The following is a 16,494-nucleotide window of genomic DNA, read 5'->3' as shown; positions in this document are numbered from 1 at the left end:
TTTGGCGGCATCCGGCGACGGCCGATCTCGGCATCCGCGCCATTCCCGCTGGACAAGCGCCGGGCGCCTCAGCCCTGCACGATATCGGGAAACGATGTCTTCAGGCGGTATTGGCGCTGCCGGTAATTCCCCTCGAGGCCATTGAAGCTGCAATCGACGTCGCTGAACAGGCGGCCGATGCGGTTCAATATGGAACGCTGCTCCTCGGTCTCGATGGCCACCAGGCGGCGCTTGCTCCTTGCGTAGTAGTCGCAGATATCGACGACCAGGCAATGGCCGTAGTCGGCATTGTTCACATCGATCAGCAAGGCTTCGGGCTTGGTCAGGCCGAACGTCGCCGCCAGTTCGACCCGGGCGCTGAGGAATGGATTCGCATTCCTGAATTTGTCGCTCAGGTAGCCCATGGCCTCCTTGGCCCAGCCATTGGCATGGGACCTGGCCGAGAATGCCTCCAGCGCGACCTTCGCATTTTCATGGCCCTGCTCCGCCGCCTTTTGCCACCAATAGAGTGCCCTGACATCGTTGAGCTTGTCATCGCGGCGGTTTCTCCAGGAGATCTGGGCGAACTCATATTGGGCTTCCACCAGGCCCATGTCGGCGGCCTTTTCCAGGTATTGCAAGGCGACCTCGAGATTGCGCTGCGAATAGATCGAGCGCGAATAGATCCGGGCCAGCGCATGCCATGCCTGCGCCGCGCCGCCCTCGCCGGCCAGTACCAGCCAGTTGAGCGCCTTCTTGAAATTCGCCAGGCCATGCTCCATGAATACCCTGTTGCCGTGGCGGTCGATCTTGGCGCAGAGAAGGCCGAGCTCAAGTTGCGCCTCGGTGTTGCCGGCCAGGGCGGCCAGTTCAAGGATGCGTCCGATCTCGATGGGATCGGGATGGTTCGCCTGCAGGCGCCATTGCGCAAACCGCAGCAGCAGGGTCGACTCTTCGGATGAGAGCAATACGCCGCTGGTGACCTCCGCGTCCTTCTCCATTTGCGCCACCGCGACGGCGTTCCGCGCAAACAGCTTCTCTACCAGAGGGACGGCGCCGCGGGAAAAACCGGCGTAATCGGATTTTTTCCACGCCTTGTCGAGCAAGGCGTATTGCGCCTGCTCAATGCCCGCATGCGCGGCCTCGGTGATCAGGCGCTCTTCGAACTTGAGGGCGCCGTCATGCAATATCGCCTTGAAGTTTTCCCCGGCCGCATCGCCATCGCCGCCGGCATCATCATGGCCGTGCCTCTGCATTTGCTGCGCCAGCAGCCACTGCGCCTGGTGGTCGTCCTGGCTGGCCAGGAAAGACAAGGCGCCGATGGCCCTCGCATGGCTGTTGCTGTCGAACTGCTCGGCGTTGTCCAGGACCAGTCGGGCAAACGTGAGCCCGGCATGGGCAATCCCCGCGTCGAACGCCTTCTCGTACCAGACCGCGGCTTCGCGCGGGGACGACAATTCCTTGACCTGCTCATAGGGGATATTGCGCCCTATCATGATCCATGCGTCATCCACGCCTTGCTGCGCCGCCCGCTTCAACCAATAGAATGCGGTGCCATTGCTCCTGGGCAGGCCGCTCCCGCCGTACAGGTAACGGCTTCCCAATGCCAGTTGGGCCCTGGACTCGCCTGCCCGTGCAGCTTTGATAACGGCCAATTCTTCTCGTGTCGCCATGGTGGTTACCTGTTGCTTTCGTGAGCGTGATGAAACGTGGTGTCGGGGCGATGCGGCATCCGACCTCTTCCATATGGATGTCCGCGCAACAGCCGCCGCAATCGCAAAATCAAAGGCAAAAGAATCCCTTCCGGCGCAAATCATTGCGTCGGTTTTTCCGTGCCCCCGGGGATCGTCGGACGATGAAATCGCGTCAGGCACGTAGTTCGGTTTGGCGGCTTCTTCCACCCGCAATCGACGTCGCCTTCAATGTCGAAGGCAGCGCTATTTTGGCAGCGGAAGACGCCGAAAATTTCATGGCGAAATGGACTCTTACCAATGGTTGATGACTGTTAAGAGCCGCGCCACGACAAGGTTCCCGGTTACTGTTGAGCATTGCAAAGAAGCGTCAGGACACGATGCGACCATGCTGCGAAAACGGCGCCATCCGGACCGGAATCCGGATGGCGATGCGGTTCGGCTTGAGCTCGGCGGGAATCGATTTCCTCGATTCCTCGGCGGGAAAACAAGAAGGGCACTGCATGAACAATCATGCAGTGCCCCCTCTTTTTTTTACGTCTTTCCTACTGTCGTCCGAATGACGACCGATGCATCAGAACTTGTGGCGGATACCTACAGCCACAGCGGCCTGGTTACCGTCGTTGCCGGTGCTGTCAGACACGCCGGTGTTGACGATATCGGTCGCCTTCGTGTACGCCAGGAAGGCATACAGGTCGGTGCGCTTGGACAGCCAGTAGTCGGTACCGATGTTGAATTGGGTCAACTTGCCCTTGCCCGAGACGCCATCGAACTGGGCGCGGGTGTGTTCCACAGCGCCCAGCAGCTTCAGCGATGGGGTCAGGGAATAGGCGGTACCGATTTCGTACACGTCAGCCTTGTTCGCGCGCGCCAGGGTACGGTTGGTCACCGTGTCCAGCGAGCCGACGCCAACCGCGCTCAGGTTGGCCTGGGTGTTGAGGTCTTGCTTGACGCGCGACCAGTTGCCGTACACGCGCGCCGGGCCGAACTGATACGAAGCCACCAGGTTCCAGCCCTTGTAGGCGGTGCTGCCTGCGCTACCCGACAGCGTGTTGACCGAAGCGGTGGTGCTCGACGACGGGATCAGGCTGGTGTCAGCCGAGTAGCCGGTGCCGTTCGCCTTGGACTGGTAGTAGTTCAGGCCCAGGCCCAGGGGACCGTTGTCGTACTTCAAGCCGGCGCCGAAAGCCTGGCCGGCGGAAGTCTGGCCCGCGGTTTCGCCGAAGCCGTAGATCAGGTTACCGGTGAAGCCGCTCAGGTTGTTGGTGGTGTAGCTGATCGAGTTGTTGGTGCGGGTGCCTTCCAGGCGATCCAGGTTGTGGCCGACGTTACCGGTCCAGCCGCCGAAGTCGGCAACCGAGGTGTAGGAAGATATGGTATCGGCGAAGTCGGTTTGACGACCCAGCAGCACGCTACCGAAACCACCTTGCAGGCCGACGACCGACTTGCGGCGGAACAGGTTCGAAGAAGTCGATGCGTCCGAACCTTGCAGGGCGCCGGTATCGTTGGCAAAACCGACTTCCAGGTTGAACACCGCATTCAGGCCACCGCCCAGGTCTTCCACGCCCTTGAAGCCGATGCGCGAACCCTGGATGACGCCCGAGTTGAGGCCAAACTTGCTGCCAGTGCCACCAGTGCTGGTCGCCACTTTGCTTTGGTAGACAACGCCGGTATCAACGATGCCGTAGATGGTGACGGAGCTTTGTGCATGAGCAGCACCTGCGAACGCGCCGAGAACGGCCAGTGCCAGCAGAGATTTTTTCATTTGACATCCTTCTATAAAAATAGTCTTGAGGATCCGTACTTTCAGTCGGATGCACAGACATTAATGCTTCTGATTCTTCGTGACTTCACCTTTGTTTATAGAAGCAATTTTTTAGATGAGATCAAAAAATTAAAATGGCATCTGTTGTATTTTTTTATCGGGAAATCCGTTGTGGGCGCCAATGCGCAGCGCGCTACTGATGAGTCGATCCGGACGGGCGGCATCTTGCAGCAGTACAAAAAAAATGCCGCCCAGTGATTCACTGGACGGCATCACAGCCTCAATGGCCTTTCCTGTCAGTTGCCTGACATCAGGCCATCGCGGTCACAGCGCCATGTCGGCCGCCGCGTTTTCCTTCGGCTTGCTCATGCTGGCCTTGTTGCCGTCGAGCTGCGCCGGCTTTGGCCCGATGACCGGGGGCGGCGCCAGTTGCAGCACGTCGCTGGTATAGGCCCATTCCTTGGCGACCTGGTCGGGGTGGTCGTTGAGCTTGGTGCCGTAGCTCGGCACGATCTGGCGGATCCTGGTTTGCCATGCGGGCGTGGCGACCTTGTCCTTGAACACCTTTTCCAGCACGGTGAGCATGATCGGCGCAGCCGTCGATGCGCCCGGCGAAGCGCCCAGCAGGCCGGCGATGCTGCCGTCCTTGGCAACCACGATCTCGGTGCCCAGCTTCAGCACGCCGCCCTTGTCTGCATCGCGCTTGATGATCTGCACGCGCTGCCCGGCTTGCCACAGGCGCCAGTCTTCCTTCCTGGCGTTGGGGAAATACTCCTTGAGCGCGGCGAAGCGTTCGTCATCCGACAGCATCAGCTGGCCGGCCAGGTACTCCACCAGCGGGTATTCGGCGATGCCGACCTTGGCCATCGGCCAGGCATTGTGCGTGGTGGTGGTGGAGAACAGGTCCCAATACGAGCCTTCCTTGAGGAACTTGGTGGAGAAGGTGGCGAAGGGGCCAAACAGGATCACGCGCTTGCCGTCCAATACGCGAGTATCGAGGTGCGGCACCGACATCGGCGGCGCGCCGACCGAGGCCTTGCCGTAGGCCTTGGCCAGGTGGCGTTCGGCCACCGCCGGATTGTCGGTCACCAGGAAGGAGCCGCCCACCGGGAAACCGGCGTACTCGCGCGCCTCGGGGATGCCCGACTTTTGCAGCAGCTTCAGCGCGCCGCCGCCGGCGCCGATAAAGACGAACTTGGCATCGGTCTCGGTGCTGCTGCCATCCTTGAGGTTCTTATAGCCGATGCGCCAGGTGCCATCGGCATTGCGCGTGATATCGCGCACTTCGCTGGAAAGCTTGAGCGTGAAATTGGGACGGCCTTGCAGGTAGGCGACGAACTGGCGGGTGATTTCGCCGAAGTTGACGTCGGTGCCCAGCGGCGTCCAGGTGGCGGCCAGCTTCTGCTTGGGGTCGCGCCCTTCCATCATCAGCGGCACCCACTTCCGGATCTGCTCGTGGTCTTCCGAATACTGCATGCCGGCGAACAGCGGGCTGGCCTGCAGCGCTTCATAGCGCTTCTTCAGGTACGTCACGTTGTCGTCGCCCCAGATGAAGCTCATGTGCGGGGTCGAGTTGATGAACGAACGCGGATTCTTCAGCACGCTGTTCCTGACCTGCCAGGCCCAGAACTGGCGCGAGATCTGGAACGCTTCGTTGATCTCGATGGCCTTGGCGATCTCGATCTTGCCGTCCTTGTTCTCCGGCGTGTAGTTCAGCTCGGCCAGCGCCGAGTGGCCGGTGCCGGCGTTGTTCCAGCCGTTGGAGCTTTCTTGGGCGACGCCGTCCAGGCGCTCGACCATTTCCATCGACCAGCCCGGTTCCAGCTCATTGAGCCAGACCGCCAGCGTGGAGCTCATGATGCCGCCGCCGATCAGCAGCACATCAACCTTCTTGACGTCGGCTGCCTGCGAAGCCGGTGCCAGCACCAGCGCAAATACAAAACCCAGCAATGCCAGGTAGGATTTTTTCAACATTGTCTAATCCATGTTTGATGAAGTGAGATCTACCCCAAGCTTGCCAAAACGGCAAATGCAGGATGCGACGGCGCCAAAAGCGCACTTTCGTCGCCGATGGCGCATGCCTGCATGGACTTGGGGATTTCAGACAACCGGCTTTGCAAACGCCAGGGGTCGGCCAACCTGGAAGGTCGAGCGCGGCGCTCCTGCCGTTCCGCCCGCATTGCGCCCACCGCTGGGTACGCAACACTTGCCGGGTGCGGCCGGCGATGGCCACAACGCGCACCAAACCTGGCCCGATGCGCCTGCCGGATTCAACTGCCTGTCCGATTCCTGTCTCCGGCATTTGAGCGATGCCTGTACAAAAACGTCTCCATCAGAGCGAACCGGGATTGGGTCATGTTGAGCTGGCAAGCTTAACATGTTGCGCCGGTGCTGGCGATGACGGATATCCCTCACTCATCCCTCGCTCCGGCGCGCAAAGATGCGCAACAGCAAGTAGAATCGCAGGCTTGGGCGCTTGCGCCGGGCATATGCACCTGCATGCGCCGGCAGCCCCCTCCATTGGACCCGGATCAACAACAATGAACATCCCTGAACAGGGCAATCTGATTTGCCGCCAATGCGGCCGGAAGGCCGGCATGCACCCGTTGGCGTCGGCCATCTGGCATTACGCCACTTGCGTGAAATGCCGCAACAAGGATTCGGTGACCGAGCAGGCCAAAAACGTGCCCGTGTGATGGCGCTCGCGCCAACGCGTCTTTCACGCGTCTTTCTGACGCGGAAGAAAAAAGCGGAACGCATGCGTTCCGCTTTTTGTTTGTGGCCCGTATGCGGCCCTGGCAGCAACTGCCCTGGTCAAGCCTTCAGCTGGGTCAATCCCTGTGCCGCGATCGCCTTGAGCCAGCCCAGGCCGGCCGAGGTGGCGCCGGCAGGATTGTATTCGCAGCCGATCCAGCCCTGGTAGCCGAGCGTGTCGATCAGCTTGAGCAGGTAGGGATAGTTCAGCTCGCCCACGTCCGGCTCGTGGCGCTCGGGCACGCCGGCGATCTGGATGTGACCGATGCCGGCCATGTCGCGCTTCAACTTGACAGCGACGTCGCCTTCGACGATCTGGCAGTGGTAGCAGTCGAACTGCACCTTCAGGTTCTCGGCGCCGATCTCGGCGCAGATGGCCTGCGCCTCATCCTGGCGGTTCAGGAAGAAGCCCGGGATATTGCGGGTGTTGATCGGCTCGATCACCACGGTGATGCCGGCGGACTCGGCCTGGTGGGCGGCATAGGACAGGTTGTCCAGGTACACCGCGCGGTGCCGGGCCCGGTCTTGCCCGGGCTTGATCAGGCCGGCCATGACGTGCAGCGTCTTGTTGCCGATCACCGAAGCGTACTTCAGCGCGGTCTCGATGCTGCGCTTGAATTCGTCTTCGCGGCCCGGCAGCGAAGCGATGCCGCGCTCGCCGCCGGCCCAGTCGCCCGGAGGCGCGTTGAACAGCGCCTGGGTCAGGCCGTTGGCCTCCAGGCGGGACTTGATTTCCTCAGGCTGGTAGTCGTACGGGAACAGGAATTCGACGCCCGGAAAACCGTCCTTCGCCGCGGCGGCGAAACGGTCCAGGAAGTCATGTTCGACATACATCATGCTCAGGTTGGCGGCAAAACGCAGCATCGTGCTCTCCTTGAATGTTGACGTGCGGCCGGCTCCGCTCAGTCGGAACCGGCCAGGTCCTTACTTGTTGACCACGCTGGGCTTGGTGGCCAGTGTAGCAATGGCGCCCACCACCAGCATCACGGCCAGCATGTACATGCCGATCGCATTGCTCTTGGTCAGGTCCTTGAAGTAGCCGATCAGGTAGGGGCTGACGAAGCCGGCCAGGTTGCCCACCGAATTGATGGCGGCGATGCCCACCGCGGCGGCGGCGCCCGACAGGAATGAAGTCGGCAGCGACCAGAACAGCGGCGCGCAGGTCAGCACGCCGGCGGCGGCCAGCGACAACGCAGCGATCGAGATCACGGTATTGTCGGCGAACATGGCCGCGCCGATGAAGCCGACGCAACCCATCATGGCGGGGACCACCAGGTGCCAGCGGCGTTCGCGCGTGCGGTCGGCGCTGCGGCCGATCAGGTTCATGGCGACGATGGCGCAGCCGAACGGGATCGCCGACAGCAGGCCGATATGCAGGTTGCCGGTCACGCCGGTGGCCTTGACCAGGGTCGGCATCCACAGCGTCAGGCCGTACTGGCCCATGACGAAGGCGAAGTAGATCAGGCACATCAGCCACACGCGCCCATCCTTGACGATGTCGCCGAAGCTGTGGCCGCTTTCCTTGCCCTTCTGGTCGCCGTCGATATCGGCTTGCAGGACCTTCTTCTCATCGTCGGAGAGCCACTTGGCGCTCTTGACGTCGTTGTCCAGGTAGAACAGCGTGACCAGGCCGATCAGCACGGCCGGGATCGCTTCGATCACGAACATCCACTGCCAGCCCTGCATGCCGCTGCTGCCGTGGAAGGCGTCCATGATCCAGCCCGACAGCGGGTTGCCCAGGATGCCGGCGACCGGGATGCCGGACATGAACACCGCGATCACCTTGGCGCGGCGGTGCGACGGGAACCAGTAGGTCAGGTACAGGATGATGCCGGGATAGAAGCCCGCCTCGGCCAGGCCCAGCAGGAAGCGCAGGACATAGAACTGGGTCGGGGTCTGCACGAACATGAAGCAGGCCGACAGGATGCCCCAGGTGACCATGATGCGGGCGATCCAGATGCGCGCGCCGACCTTGTGCATCAGGACGTTGCTGGGCACTTCGAACAGGAAGTAGCCGATGAAGAACAGGCCGGCGCCCAGGCCGAACACGGTTTCCGAGAAGCCCAGGTCGATCGACATCTGCAGCTTGGCGAAGCCGACGTTGACGCGATCGAGATAAGCGATCACGTAGCACAGCATCAGGAACGGCATGATGCGCCAGAAGACTTTCTTGTACAGGCCGTCCTTGGCCTGATCGTTGGCGCCGCTTGCGACGCCAGTGGTTGTTGCGGTGGTCATGCTACGACATCTCCCTAAGAGGTATTCGGCCGTTGGTGGCGGCCGCTGGTTGCTTGGCGCCTGCATTCGCATGCAGGCAATTTATGGATTCAATATGGACGGGCGCTCAGGCTGGCCGGCAAATGGCAGGCTGCGTCCCTTGACATTGATCGTCCGGTCTTATGCCGGCTCTTGCATCTTCCAGCCGTTGGCGGCGGCATGGCGATGGATGGCGGCGCAGGCAGCGCCGCCATGCTTGTTACGTTACTGATGTGCTGAGGTATCGATGGCCGATGCGCCGCTTACCAGCGCGCCTTGAATACGTCCCGCAGCTCTTGCAGGGCCGGCTCGTCCAGCCCCGTGGCGCCGCCTGAGAGATGCCATAACTTGGCGGTCTCTTCCAGCTCTTCCAGCGCGAAGGCGGCCTTGGAGACCGAGCTTTCCCATACCACCGGGCCGAGCCGCTCCAGCAGCACGCCGCGCACCCGGGTGGCGATCCTGGCGACCTGTTCGGCCACTTCCGGCGCGCCGGGACGGGCATACCTGATCAGCGGGATATGGCCGACCTTCATCACGTAATAAGGCGTGATCGGCGGCAGCACATCCTCTTCCTTCCACACGCCCTTGATGGTCAGGCTGACCAGGTGGGTGGAATGGGTGTGCACCACCGCATGCATCTCAGGGTTGTTGTCATACACCGCGCGGTGCAGCACCAGGGTCTTGGACGGCTTGTCGCCGGCCACCCAGTTGCCGCCGGCGTCGACCTTGGAGATCGCGGCCGGGTCGAGGAAACCGAGGCAGGCGTCGGTCGGCGTGATCAGCCAGCCGTCGTCCAGCCGTGCGCTGATGTTGCCGGCCGAGCCGACGGTGTAGCCGCGCTGGTAGAGCGATGCGCCGATGCGGCAGATCTCTTCGCGCAGTCTGGCTTCGTTGCTCATGCCGCCTTCCCCGCCAATACGCGCAGCGCCTTCTCGAAGAAGTCGACCGTGCCGAAATTGCCCGACTTCAGCGCCAGGGCTACCGGTTGCTCATCCAGCGTGGCCGTGGCCGGCACGCCCGGATCGATCTGCGGGCCGATGCGCAGCGCGCGCACGTCCAGCGCCTGCACCACCGCGCCGGAGGTCTCGCCGCCGGCCACCACGAACTGGCGCACGCCGCGTTGCTTCAAGCCGGCGGCAATGGACGCCAGCGCCTGCTCGACGATATGGCCGGCCTTGGCCACGCCCAGCTCCTTTTGCACCGCCTTGACTTCGTCCGGGGTGGCGGTGGCGTAGATCAGCACGGGTTCATTCTTGATGCGCTCGTCGGCGAAGGCCAGCGCCTGGCCGACCACGTCTTCGCCGCGCGCCAGCGCCAGCGGGTCGATACGGAACGACGGGCGCTTGGCCTTCCATTCGGCGACCTGGGCATTGGTGGCCTTGGAGGCGCTGCCGGCCAGCACCACGGACAGGCCGTCGACCTTGGGCAGTTGCGCCGCTTCGCCAACCGCATGCAAGAGTCCGGCGCGGCGGAAATTCTCCGGCAGGCCCAGGGCCACGCCGGAGCCGCCAGTGATCAGCTTCAGTTCGGCGCAGGCTTCGCCCAGCGTGAACAGGTCCTTGTCGGAGACCGCGTCGGCGATGGCCATCTTGACGCCATCGGCGCGCAGCGCGGCAAAGCGCTCCTGCACGGCGGATGCGCCGCGCGCGACCGCGTCGTAGCGCACCAGGCCGACCTTGGATGCGGTCTGGCGCTGCAGCACGCGCACCAGGTTGGCGTCGGTCATCGGCGTAAGCGGATGGTTTTCCATGCCGGATTCGTTGAGCAGCGCATCGGCCACGAACAGGTAGCCGCGGTAGATGGTGCGGCCGTTTTCCGGGAAGGCCGGGCAGGCGATGGTGAAGTCCACGCCCAGTTCCTTCATCAAGGCATCGGTCACCTGGCCGATGTTGCCGGCGTCGGTCGAATCGAAGGTGGAGCAGTACTTGAAGAAGAACTGCGTGCAGCCCTGCTGCTGCAGCCAGCGCAGCGCGGCCAGCGATTGCTCGATGGCCTCGGCGGCGGGGATGGTGCGCGACTTCAATGCGATCACCAGCGCATCGGCGGTCAATGTAGAAACCGCGGCAGGCATCTCGGCCGGCACGCCGATGGTTTGCACGGTGCGCATGCCGCCGCGCACCAGCATGTTGGCCAGGTCGGTGGCGCCGGTGAAATCGTCGGCGATGCAGCCGAGCAGAGGTTTGGCTTGGGACATGATGGACTCCGGAATCTGATCGATACTCATTGCTGCCTATCGGCGCTGCTTGACTGCTTACCTGGCCTTGGCCGCGGGCAGGTCGATGCCCGGGAAGATCTTGATCACGGCCGAGTCGTCCTCGCCGCCGTGGCCGGCGGTGGATGCCATCATGAACATCTGGTGCGCGGCGGCCGACAGCGGCAGCGGGAACTTGCTGCGGCGGGCGGTATCGAGCACCAGGCCCAGGTCCTTGACGAAGATGTCAACCGCCGACAGCGGCGTGTAGTCGCCGTTGAGGATGTGCGGCACGCGGTTCTCGAACATCCAGGAATTGCCGGCGCTGTGGGTGATGACGTCGTACAGCGCATCCGGGTTCACGCCTTCGCGCAGGCCCAGGGCCATCGCTTCGGCGGAAGCGGCGATGTGCACGCCGGCCAGCAACTGGTTGATGATCTTGACCTTGGAACCGATGCCGTGCGCGTTGCCCAGGCGGTAGACCTTGCCGGCCATGCCTTGCAACACGTCTTCGATCTTGGCGTACACCTCATCGGGGCCGGAGGTCATCATCGTCATTTCGCCGGAAGCGGCGCGCGCGGCGCCGCCGGAAACCGGCGCGTCCAGCAGCAGCAAGCCCTTCTCGCCCAGGCGCTTGCCCAGCTCGACGGCAAAGTCCGGCGCCACGGTGGCGCTGGAGATCACCACGCTGCCGGGCTTCAGGGCGGATACGGCGCCGTTCTCGCCGAACAGCACGGCTTCGGTCTGGGCCGCGTTGACCACCAGCGTGATCACCACGTCGACCGATTTGGCCAGCTCGGCCGGGTTGGCGCAGGCCACGCCGCCGGCGGCGGCGAACTTGTCCAGCACTTCGCGGCGCACATCGCAGGCATGCACATTGAAGCCGGCACGCAACAGGGAGCTGGCGACGCCGAAGCCCATCGCACCCAAACCGATCACACCCACATTCTTGGACATTGTTGTCTCCACTGAGAAGCAAAAGGCGCCGCTGCCATTATCGTGATGCAGACCGCTGCGCCGGTTGATGATGTGACGCCGGCCCGAGGCCGGCGTCGCCTGTTACTGAATCCTTGTTGGTAAAAACTAACTTTGCCCCTGGCTCAAACGACGCGCCGCATTGAACATGTGCGCCTGCGCCGCGCTGCGCGCCGCCATTTCGTCGCCGGCGCGGATCGCCTCGACGATGGCTTCGTGCTCCTCGCGCACCTGGCGCGAGAAATCCTCGTAGCGGGCTTCGTTGCCGCGCGTGACCGCCGTGGCCGCCTCCAGGTACTGCGAGAGGAACTCCAGCGTCTTGATGAAGTAAGGATTGCGCGTGGCCTGCGCCAGCGCGCGGTGGAAAGCCACATCGGCTGCCACGCCGTCGCCGCCGGCGGCCACATCGGCGCCGATGCGCGCCAGCGCCGCGTCGATGGCGGCGATGTCTTCCTCGGTGCGGCGCTTGGCCGCCTGGGCCGCCACTTCCGCCTCGATGGCGCGGCGCAGCTCGACGATCTGCAGCACCGCATCGGGCGAACTTACTTCAGCATAGTCAATGCGCAGCGGCTTGATGCCCGCCTGCTCCGTCACGAAAACGCCGCTGCCCTGGCGCGGTTCCACCACGCCCTCATGCTTCAGGCGCGAGATCGCCTCGCGCACCACCGTACGGCTGACGCCGAACTCCTGCGCCAGCACCACTTCAGTCGGCAGCTTGCTGCCACGGGGGAAAGCGCCGGCATCGATGTTCTCCAGCAACTGCCTGGCAACCGTGTCGCTGAGCGCTTGCGCGGGGATTTTCTGAAACATGCTGTCTCGCGTCGTTATCGTAAGGTTATCCGGTCATCATACAAATTTATCGATGGCTCGGCAACGCGATTTTTTCTTTTTACCGGGAGAAACAGCCTTTAATCGAGATAAATGAATACAATTAAGCGATGTTAATCAGTTATATCGACAAGTTCACCCCAGACATTAAAATTTCATATAACTGGCGATTTAGCCGGCGTCGGCCCGCCTGGGCCGCTCTACAATCACGGCTTACCCAGCCAGTTACACGGAAATGCCTTCATGCCCTACGACCTCTCGGACAAACTCGTCATCGGAATCTCCTCGCGCGCCCTGTTCGACCTCGAAGCCGAAAACGCCATCTATGACGAGCAAGGGGTCGATGCCTATACCGACTACCAGCGCGCCCATGAGAACGACGCGCTGCAACCCGGCACCGCCTTCCCGCTGGTCAAGGCGCTCTTGCGGCTCAACGACCTGATTCCCGAACGCCGCCTGGTGGAAGTGGTGGTCATTTCGCGCAACACGCCCGACACCGGCTTGCGCGCCTTCAACGCCATCGCCGCCCACAAGCTCGACATCAGCCGCGCGGCCTTCACCGGCGGCGGCCCGACCGCGCCTTACCTGAAGGCCTTCAAGATCGACCTGTTCCTCTCGCGCGATACCGGCGACGTGCAGGAAGCCATCGACGCCGGCGTCGCCGCCGCCCAGCTCTACACCGCGCCGGTCGAATACAGCGCGCCGGAAAACCAGATCCGCATCGCCTTCGACGGCGACGCCGTGCTGTTCTCGCCGGAGTCCGAGCGCATCTTCGCCGAGAAGGGCCTGGAGGCCTTTGCCAGACACGAACAGCGCCACCGCAAGAAAGCCATGAAGGAAGGCCCGTTCGCCAAGCTGCTGCTGGCGCTTTCCGCCATCCAGAAACAATTCCCGCCCGCCGAATGCCCGGTGCGCATCGCCATCGTCACCGCCCGCAACAGCCCGGCGCACCAGCGCGTGATCCACACGCTGCGCACCTGGAACGTCAATGTCGACGAAGCCTTCTTCCTCGGCGGCCTGAAGAAAACCGACGTACTGCAAGCCTTCGGCGCCCATATGTTCTTCGACGACCAGGAAGGCCATGTCGAAACCGCATCCGTGGTGGTGCCCTCGGGGCGCGTGCCTTACAAGGGCGGCACGCTGACCGGCGCCGCGAAGCCGGCCGCACGCGCGGTCAAGCGCTGAGGCGGGCCCATGTACCCGATCTCCATCAAAGGCGTGCTGCAGGCGCCGGACGGCAACATCGTCCTGCTCGAAAACGAACGCAACGAATGGGAACTGCCGGGCGGCCGGATCGAAGACGGCGAAACGCCGCAACAATGCCTGGCGCGGGAAATCGGAGAAGAACTGAACCTGCGCGTGGAAGCAGGCTCCATCATCGACGCCTGGATGTTCGAAGTGATCCCCGGCAAACGGGTATTCATCGTCACCTACGGTTGCACGCTCATCGGCGCCTTCGCGCCGGACGTCAGCCATGAACACAAGCGGGTGGGATTGTTCGCGCCTGATGCGCTTCCGGAAAACCTGCCGGCGGGCTACCGGGTTTCGATCGAACAGGGGCTGTCCCGCTCGAATACGGATGTGCTGGACTGTTGACGGCAAAGGCCTGCCGTTTTAAAACGAAGGCATGCACACCGGCAATCCACCCTCATTAACTTCCTCCACCATGGAAACCGAACTGAAACTGCTGCTCGCCCCCGGGCACGTCAAGGCACTCATCAGGCATCCTCTGCTGGCGCGCCATGCGCTGGCCGCGCCGCGCACCAAGGACCAGACCGGCGTGTACTTCGATACTCCCGGCAACGACTTGCGCCGCAACGACGCCGGCCTGCGCGTGCGGCGCACCGGCGGCGAATACATCCAGACCCTGAAAGCCGGCGGCGGCGTGCAGGGCGGCCTGCACCAGCGCAACGAATGGGAATCGCAGGTCGCGGGCGAACAGCCCGACCTCGCGGCGCTGCGCGAAATGGTGCCGGCCGACGCCAAATGGGCAAGGCGGGTCTTTACATCCGAGCTGGCCCAACAGATCCGCCCCATCTTCGCCACCCGGATCAAGCGCATGCTGTGGGACCTGAAGCTGCCCGACGGTTCCGAGGTGGAATTCGTGCTCGACCGCGGCACGGTCGAACATGGCGACCTGAAAACCCGGGTGTGCGAGATCGAACTCGAACTCAAGGCCGGCAGCCCGCTGGCGCTGTTCGATTTCGCGCTGCAACTGATGCAGGACATCCCGCTGCGCGTCGGCATCCAGAGCAAGGCCCAGCGCGGCTACGCGCTGTACCACCAGGCCGCCGGCGGCGCGCCCGCCAGCAACGCCACCAAGGCGGCCGCCCTGGCGCTGTCGAAGAAGATGAGCGTGGAGCAAGCCTTCAGCGCCATCGTCGGCAACTGCGTGGAGCAGATCCAGGCCAACGACATCGCCGATGGCGACGCCGGGGATGTGGAACGCCTGCACCAGATGCGGGTCGGCCTGCGCCGCCTGCGCTCGGCCTTCACGCTGTTTGGCGAAGTGATCGCGTTGCCGGATGCGCTGGCGGGCGAATTCGAATGGCTGTCCCGGCACATCGGCGCCGCGCGCGACTGGGACGTGCTGGCCGGCGCCACCCTGGCGTCGGTGCCGGCCGCAGACCTCGATGCGCCCGGCCTGGCTGCGGTGAAGAAAGCGGCGCACAAGCAGGCGCGGGCGCTGCACCAGGCCGCGGCAGAAGTTGTGGCATCGCCCCGCTATACCGCGCTGGCGCTGCATTTGAGCCGCTGGATGCTGGCCGCGCAATGGCGCGAAGCGATGACCGGGGAACAACTGGCGGCGCTGGAACAACCGCTATCGCGCTTCGCGCGCCAGATGCTGCGCCATGACGAGAAGCGCATGAAAAAGCGCGGCAGCAAGATGAAGGACGATCCCCGTTCGCGCCACCGCGCCCGCATCGCGGCCAAGCGGATGCGCTACGACACCGAATTCTTCCAGGCGCTGTACCGGGAAAAGAACAGCAAGCCCTACCTCAAGGCGCTGTCGCGCCTGCAGGATCAACTGGGCCTGCTCAACGACATCTCGGTCGCCAACCGCCTGCTGGACGAACTGCAGGCAAGGCATCCGGCGCTGGCGGCCGGCATCGGCTATGCGCGCGGCTTCCTGGCCGCGCAGGTCAGCGACGGCGAAGAGAAGGTCCGGCGGCTGTGGAAGAAATGGAAAGCGCAGCAGCTGCCGCAATAAGCAAACATGAATGGCATGGGACGGCGTCAAAACAGGCTGCTGTCAATCGCATCGAGTTCCAGCTGCAACAGGCGCGCGGTCTTCATCAGCGCCGGCGCCAGCTCATCGCGGATCATCAGCCGGTCGGGCAAGGGCCCCACGGCGCTGCAGTTCAGGCCCATCATCAGGGGCGGCGCGCCCAGCGCCAGCGGCACACTGATGGCGAAGGTGTCGCGCTGGTATTCGCCGGCCGCCAGGCAATAGCCGTGGGTATCGAGGTCGCCGAAGGCGCGTTCCATCTTCGCCACCACCTGCGGGCCGTGTTCGCCGCTCTTCTTCCAGATCGAAAACAGCAGGCGCTGGCGCTGCTGCGGCGGTTGCGCCCATACATAGGCGCGGCCGATGGAACTGAGCGCCATCGGCACCGTCCGTCCCACGCCCAGGCGCAGGGTGGCGATCTTGCTGCTGTTGCAGTACTGGAGATAGACCATGTCGAGCTGGTCGGCCACGGCCAGCCCGACCGACATGTCGTAGCGGTCGGCGAAATCCTGCATGATGGGCCGCGCGATGTCGGGCACCGGACTGTTGGCCAGATATTTGTGGCCCAGTCGCAGGCCGCGCACGCCGATCTGCACGCGCACGCCGTCCGGGGCGCGGTCGAGGTAGCCCAACGCCACCAGGGTCGCGGTCAGGCGCGACACCGACGCTTTCGAATAGCCGGTACGGCGCACCAGCTCGGCATGCGCCAGCGGCTTGGCGCTGCCATGGAATACCTTGAGCAGCTGGAGCGCGCGCTCCAGCGTATGGGTGCCGGCCGAGGCTTGCGCGCCGGCCGCGGCATCGTCATGCACCACGTCGGGCAAGG

The 16,494-nt window shown here is 63.5% G+C and carries 15 protein-coding genes; 5 read left to right on the top strand and 10 right to left on the bottom strand.

All coding sequences use genetic code 11. The annotated features are described in order from the left end of the window. Positions 1–68: 68 nt before the first annotated feature. Together FB598_RS07405 and FB598_RS07400 are read right to left on the bottom strand one after the other, a co-directional pair. Positions 69–1,652, bottom strand: coding sequence for a tetratricopeptide repeat protein (locus FB598_RS07405; protein WP_141914207.1), 1,584 nt, complete (start codon positions 1,650–1,652; stop codon positions 69–71). 592 nt (positions 1,653–2,244) lie between these two features. Further along, positions 2,245–3,435, bottom strand: a complete 1,191-nt coding sequence (locus FB598_RS07400; RefSeq protein ID WP_141913782.1) for a porin — start codon at positions 3,433–3,435, stop codon at positions 2,245–2,247. Here FB598_RS07400 and FB598_RS07395 point away from each other — a divergent pair. Next, positions 3,379–3,693 (top strand): hypothetical protein, encoded by a 315-nt coding sequence (locus tag FB598_RS07395; protein ID WP_183405736.1) that lies wholly within the window; start codon positions 3,379–3,381, stop codon positions 3,691–3,693. The genes FB598_RS07400 and FB598_RS07395 overlap by 57 nt on opposite strands. A gap of 66 nt (positions 3,694–3,759) precedes the next feature. Here FB598_RS07395 and mqo read toward each other — a convergent pair whose 3' ends face one another. Then, positions 3,760–5,409, bottom strand: coding sequence for a malate dehydrogenase (quinone) (mqo, locus tag FB598_RS07390; RefSeq protein WP_141913784.1), 1,650 nt, complete (start codon positions 5,407–5,409; stop codon positions 3,760–3,762). A 566-nt stretch (positions 5,410–5,975) separates the two neighbouring features. On the opposite strand from mqo, the gene FB598_RS20685 reads away from it, so the two are divergent. Beyond that, positions 5,976–6,131: a hypothetical protein gene (locus tag FB598_RS20685; protein WP_183405703.1), complete on the top strand. Its 156-nt coding sequence runs from the start codon at positions 5,976–5,978 to the stop codon at positions 6,129–6,131. A gap of 118 nt (positions 6,132–6,249) precedes the next feature. On the opposite strand, the gene otnI is transcribed toward FB598_RS20685, so the two are convergent. The 6 genes from otnI to FB598_RS07360 form a co-directional block, all read right to left on the bottom strand. Next, a complete protein-coding gene (otnI, locus tag FB598_RS07385; protein WP_141913785.1) occupies positions 6,250–7,053 on the bottom strand; it encodes a 2-oxo-tetronate isomerase in 804 nt (267 codons plus the stop codon). A gap of 60 nt (positions 7,054–7,113) precedes the next feature. Beyond that, on the bottom strand, positions 7,114–8,427 hold the full coding sequence (locus FB598_RS07380; RefSeq protein WP_141913786.1) for an MFS transporter: 1,314 nt from the start codon (positions 8,425–8,427) through the stop codon (positions 7,114–7,116). Positions 8,428–8,708: 281 nt separating this feature from the next. Continuing rightward, positions 8,709–9,344, bottom strand: a complete 636-nt coding sequence (locus tag FB598_RS07375; RefSeq protein ID WP_141913787.1) for an aldolase — start codon at positions 9,342–9,344, stop codon at positions 8,709–8,711. Beyond that, on the bottom strand, positions 9,341–10,639 hold the full coding sequence (gene otnK / locus FB598_RS07370) for a 3-oxo-tetronate kinase (protein WP_141913788.1): 1,299 nt from the start codon (positions 10,637–10,639) through the stop codon (positions 9,341–9,343). The genes FB598_RS07375 and otnK overlap by 4 nt, the downstream gene beginning before the upstream one ends. Positions 10,640–10,696: 57 nt before the next feature. Further along, positions 10,697–11,605 carry an L-threonate dehydrogenase gene (ltnD, locus tag FB598_RS07365; RefSeq protein WP_255515740.1) on the bottom strand — a complete coding sequence of 303 codons (909 nt, stop codon included), beginning with the start codon at positions 11,603–11,605 and terminating at the stop codon, positions 10,697–10,699. 114 nt (positions 11,606–11,719) lie between these two features. Beyond that, positions 11,720–12,421 (bottom strand): FadR/GntR family transcriptional regulator, encoded by a 702-nt coding sequence (locus tag FB598_RS07360; RefSeq protein ID WP_141913790.1) that lies wholly within the window; start codon positions 12,419–12,421, stop codon positions 11,720–11,722. A gap of 261 nt (positions 12,422–12,682) precedes the next feature. Between FB598_RS07360 and FB598_RS07355 the strand changes: the two genes are divergently transcribed. The 3 genes from FB598_RS07355 to FB598_RS07345 are packed head-to-tail and all read left to right on the top strand — an operon-like array spanning position 12,683 to position 15,650. Then, entirely contained in the window at positions 12,683–13,624 is a 942-nt protein-coding gene (locus FB598_RS07355; RefSeq protein ID WP_141913791.1) for a 5'-nucleotidase, read from the top strand. A 9-nt stretch (positions 13,625–13,633) separates the two neighbouring features. Then, entirely contained in the window at positions 13,634–14,035 is a 402-nt protein-coding gene (locus FB598_RS07350) for an NUDIX domain-containing protein (protein ID WP_141913792.1), read from the top strand. 31 nt (positions 14,036–14,066) lie between these two features. Beyond that, positions 14,067–15,650: a CYTH and CHAD domain-containing protein gene (locus tag FB598_RS07345; RefSeq protein WP_255463855.1), complete on the top strand. Its 1,584-nt coding sequence runs from the start codon at positions 14,067–14,069 to the stop codon at positions 15,648–15,650. 26 nt (positions 15,651–15,676) lie between these two features. Here FB598_RS07345 and FB598_RS07340 read toward each other — a convergent pair whose 3' ends face one another. Continuing rightward, positions 15,677–16,483 (bottom strand): IclR family transcriptional regulator, encoded by an 807-nt coding sequence (locus FB598_RS07340; RefSeq protein WP_255515753.1) that lies wholly within the window; start codon positions 16,481–16,483, stop codon positions 15,677–15,679. Between the last annotated feature and the right edge of the window lie 11 nt (positions 16,484–16,494).

The organism is Herbaspirillum sp. SJZ106 (assembly GCF_006715495.1).
In the GTDB taxonomy this organism is placed as follows: domain Bacteria; phylum Pseudomonadota; class Gammaproteobacteria; order Burkholderiales; family Burkholderiaceae_D; genus Herbaspirillum.
The sequence above is the reverse complement of the archived record's forward strand: the minus strand, read 5'-3'. Positions and strand labels throughout refer to the sequence as shown.

Coding starts and splice junctions, on each gene's coding strand:
- FB598_RS07405 (WP_141914207.1), bottom strand. CDS start 1,652: ATGGCGACACGAGAAGAATTGGCCGTTATCAAAGCTGCACGGGCAGGC.
- FB598_RS07345 (WP_255463855.1), top strand. CDS start 14,067: ATGCACACCGGCAATCCACCCTCATTAACTTCCTCCACCATGGAAACC.
- otnK (WP_141913788.1), bottom strand. CDS start 10,639: ATGTCCCAAGCCAAACCTCTGCTCGGCTGCATCGCCGACGATTTCACC.
- FB598_RS20685 (WP_183405703.1), top strand. CDS start 5,976: ATGAACATCCCTGAACAGGGCAATCTGATTTGCCGCCAATGCGGCCGG.
- FB598_RS07395 (WP_183405736.1), top strand. CDS start 3,379: ATGAGCAGCACCTGCGAACGCGCCGAGAACGGCCAGTGCCAGCAGAGA.
- FB598_RS07380 (WP_141913786.1), bottom strand. CDS start 8,427: ATGACCACCGCAACAACCACTGGCGTCGCAAGCGGCGCCAACGATCAG.
- FB598_RS07400 (WP_141913782.1), bottom strand. CDS start 3,435: ATGAAAAAATCTCTGCTGGCACTGGCCGTTCTCGGCGCGTTCGCAGGT.
- FB598_RS07355 (WP_141913791.1), top strand. CDS start 12,683: ATGCCCTACGACCTCTCGGACAAACTCGTCATCGGAATCTCCTCGCGC.
- FB598_RS07360 (WP_141913790.1), bottom strand. CDS start 12,421: ATGTTTCAGAAAATCCCCGCGCAAGCGCTCAGCGACACGGTTGCCAGG.
- FB598_RS07350 (WP_141913792.1), top strand. CDS start 13,634: ATGTACCCGATCTCCATCAAAGGCGTGCTGCAGGCGCCGGACGGCAAC.
- mqo (WP_141913784.1), bottom strand. CDS start 5,409: ATGTTGAAAAAATCCTACCTGGCATTGCTGGGTTTTGTATTTGCGCTG.
- FB598_RS07375 (WP_141913787.1), bottom strand. CDS start 9,344: ATGAGCAACGAAGCCAGACTGCGCGAAGAGATCTGCCGCATCGGCGCA.
- otnI (WP_141913785.1), bottom strand. CDS start 7,053: ATGCTGCGTTTTGCCGCCAACCTGAGCATGATGTATGTCGAACATGAC.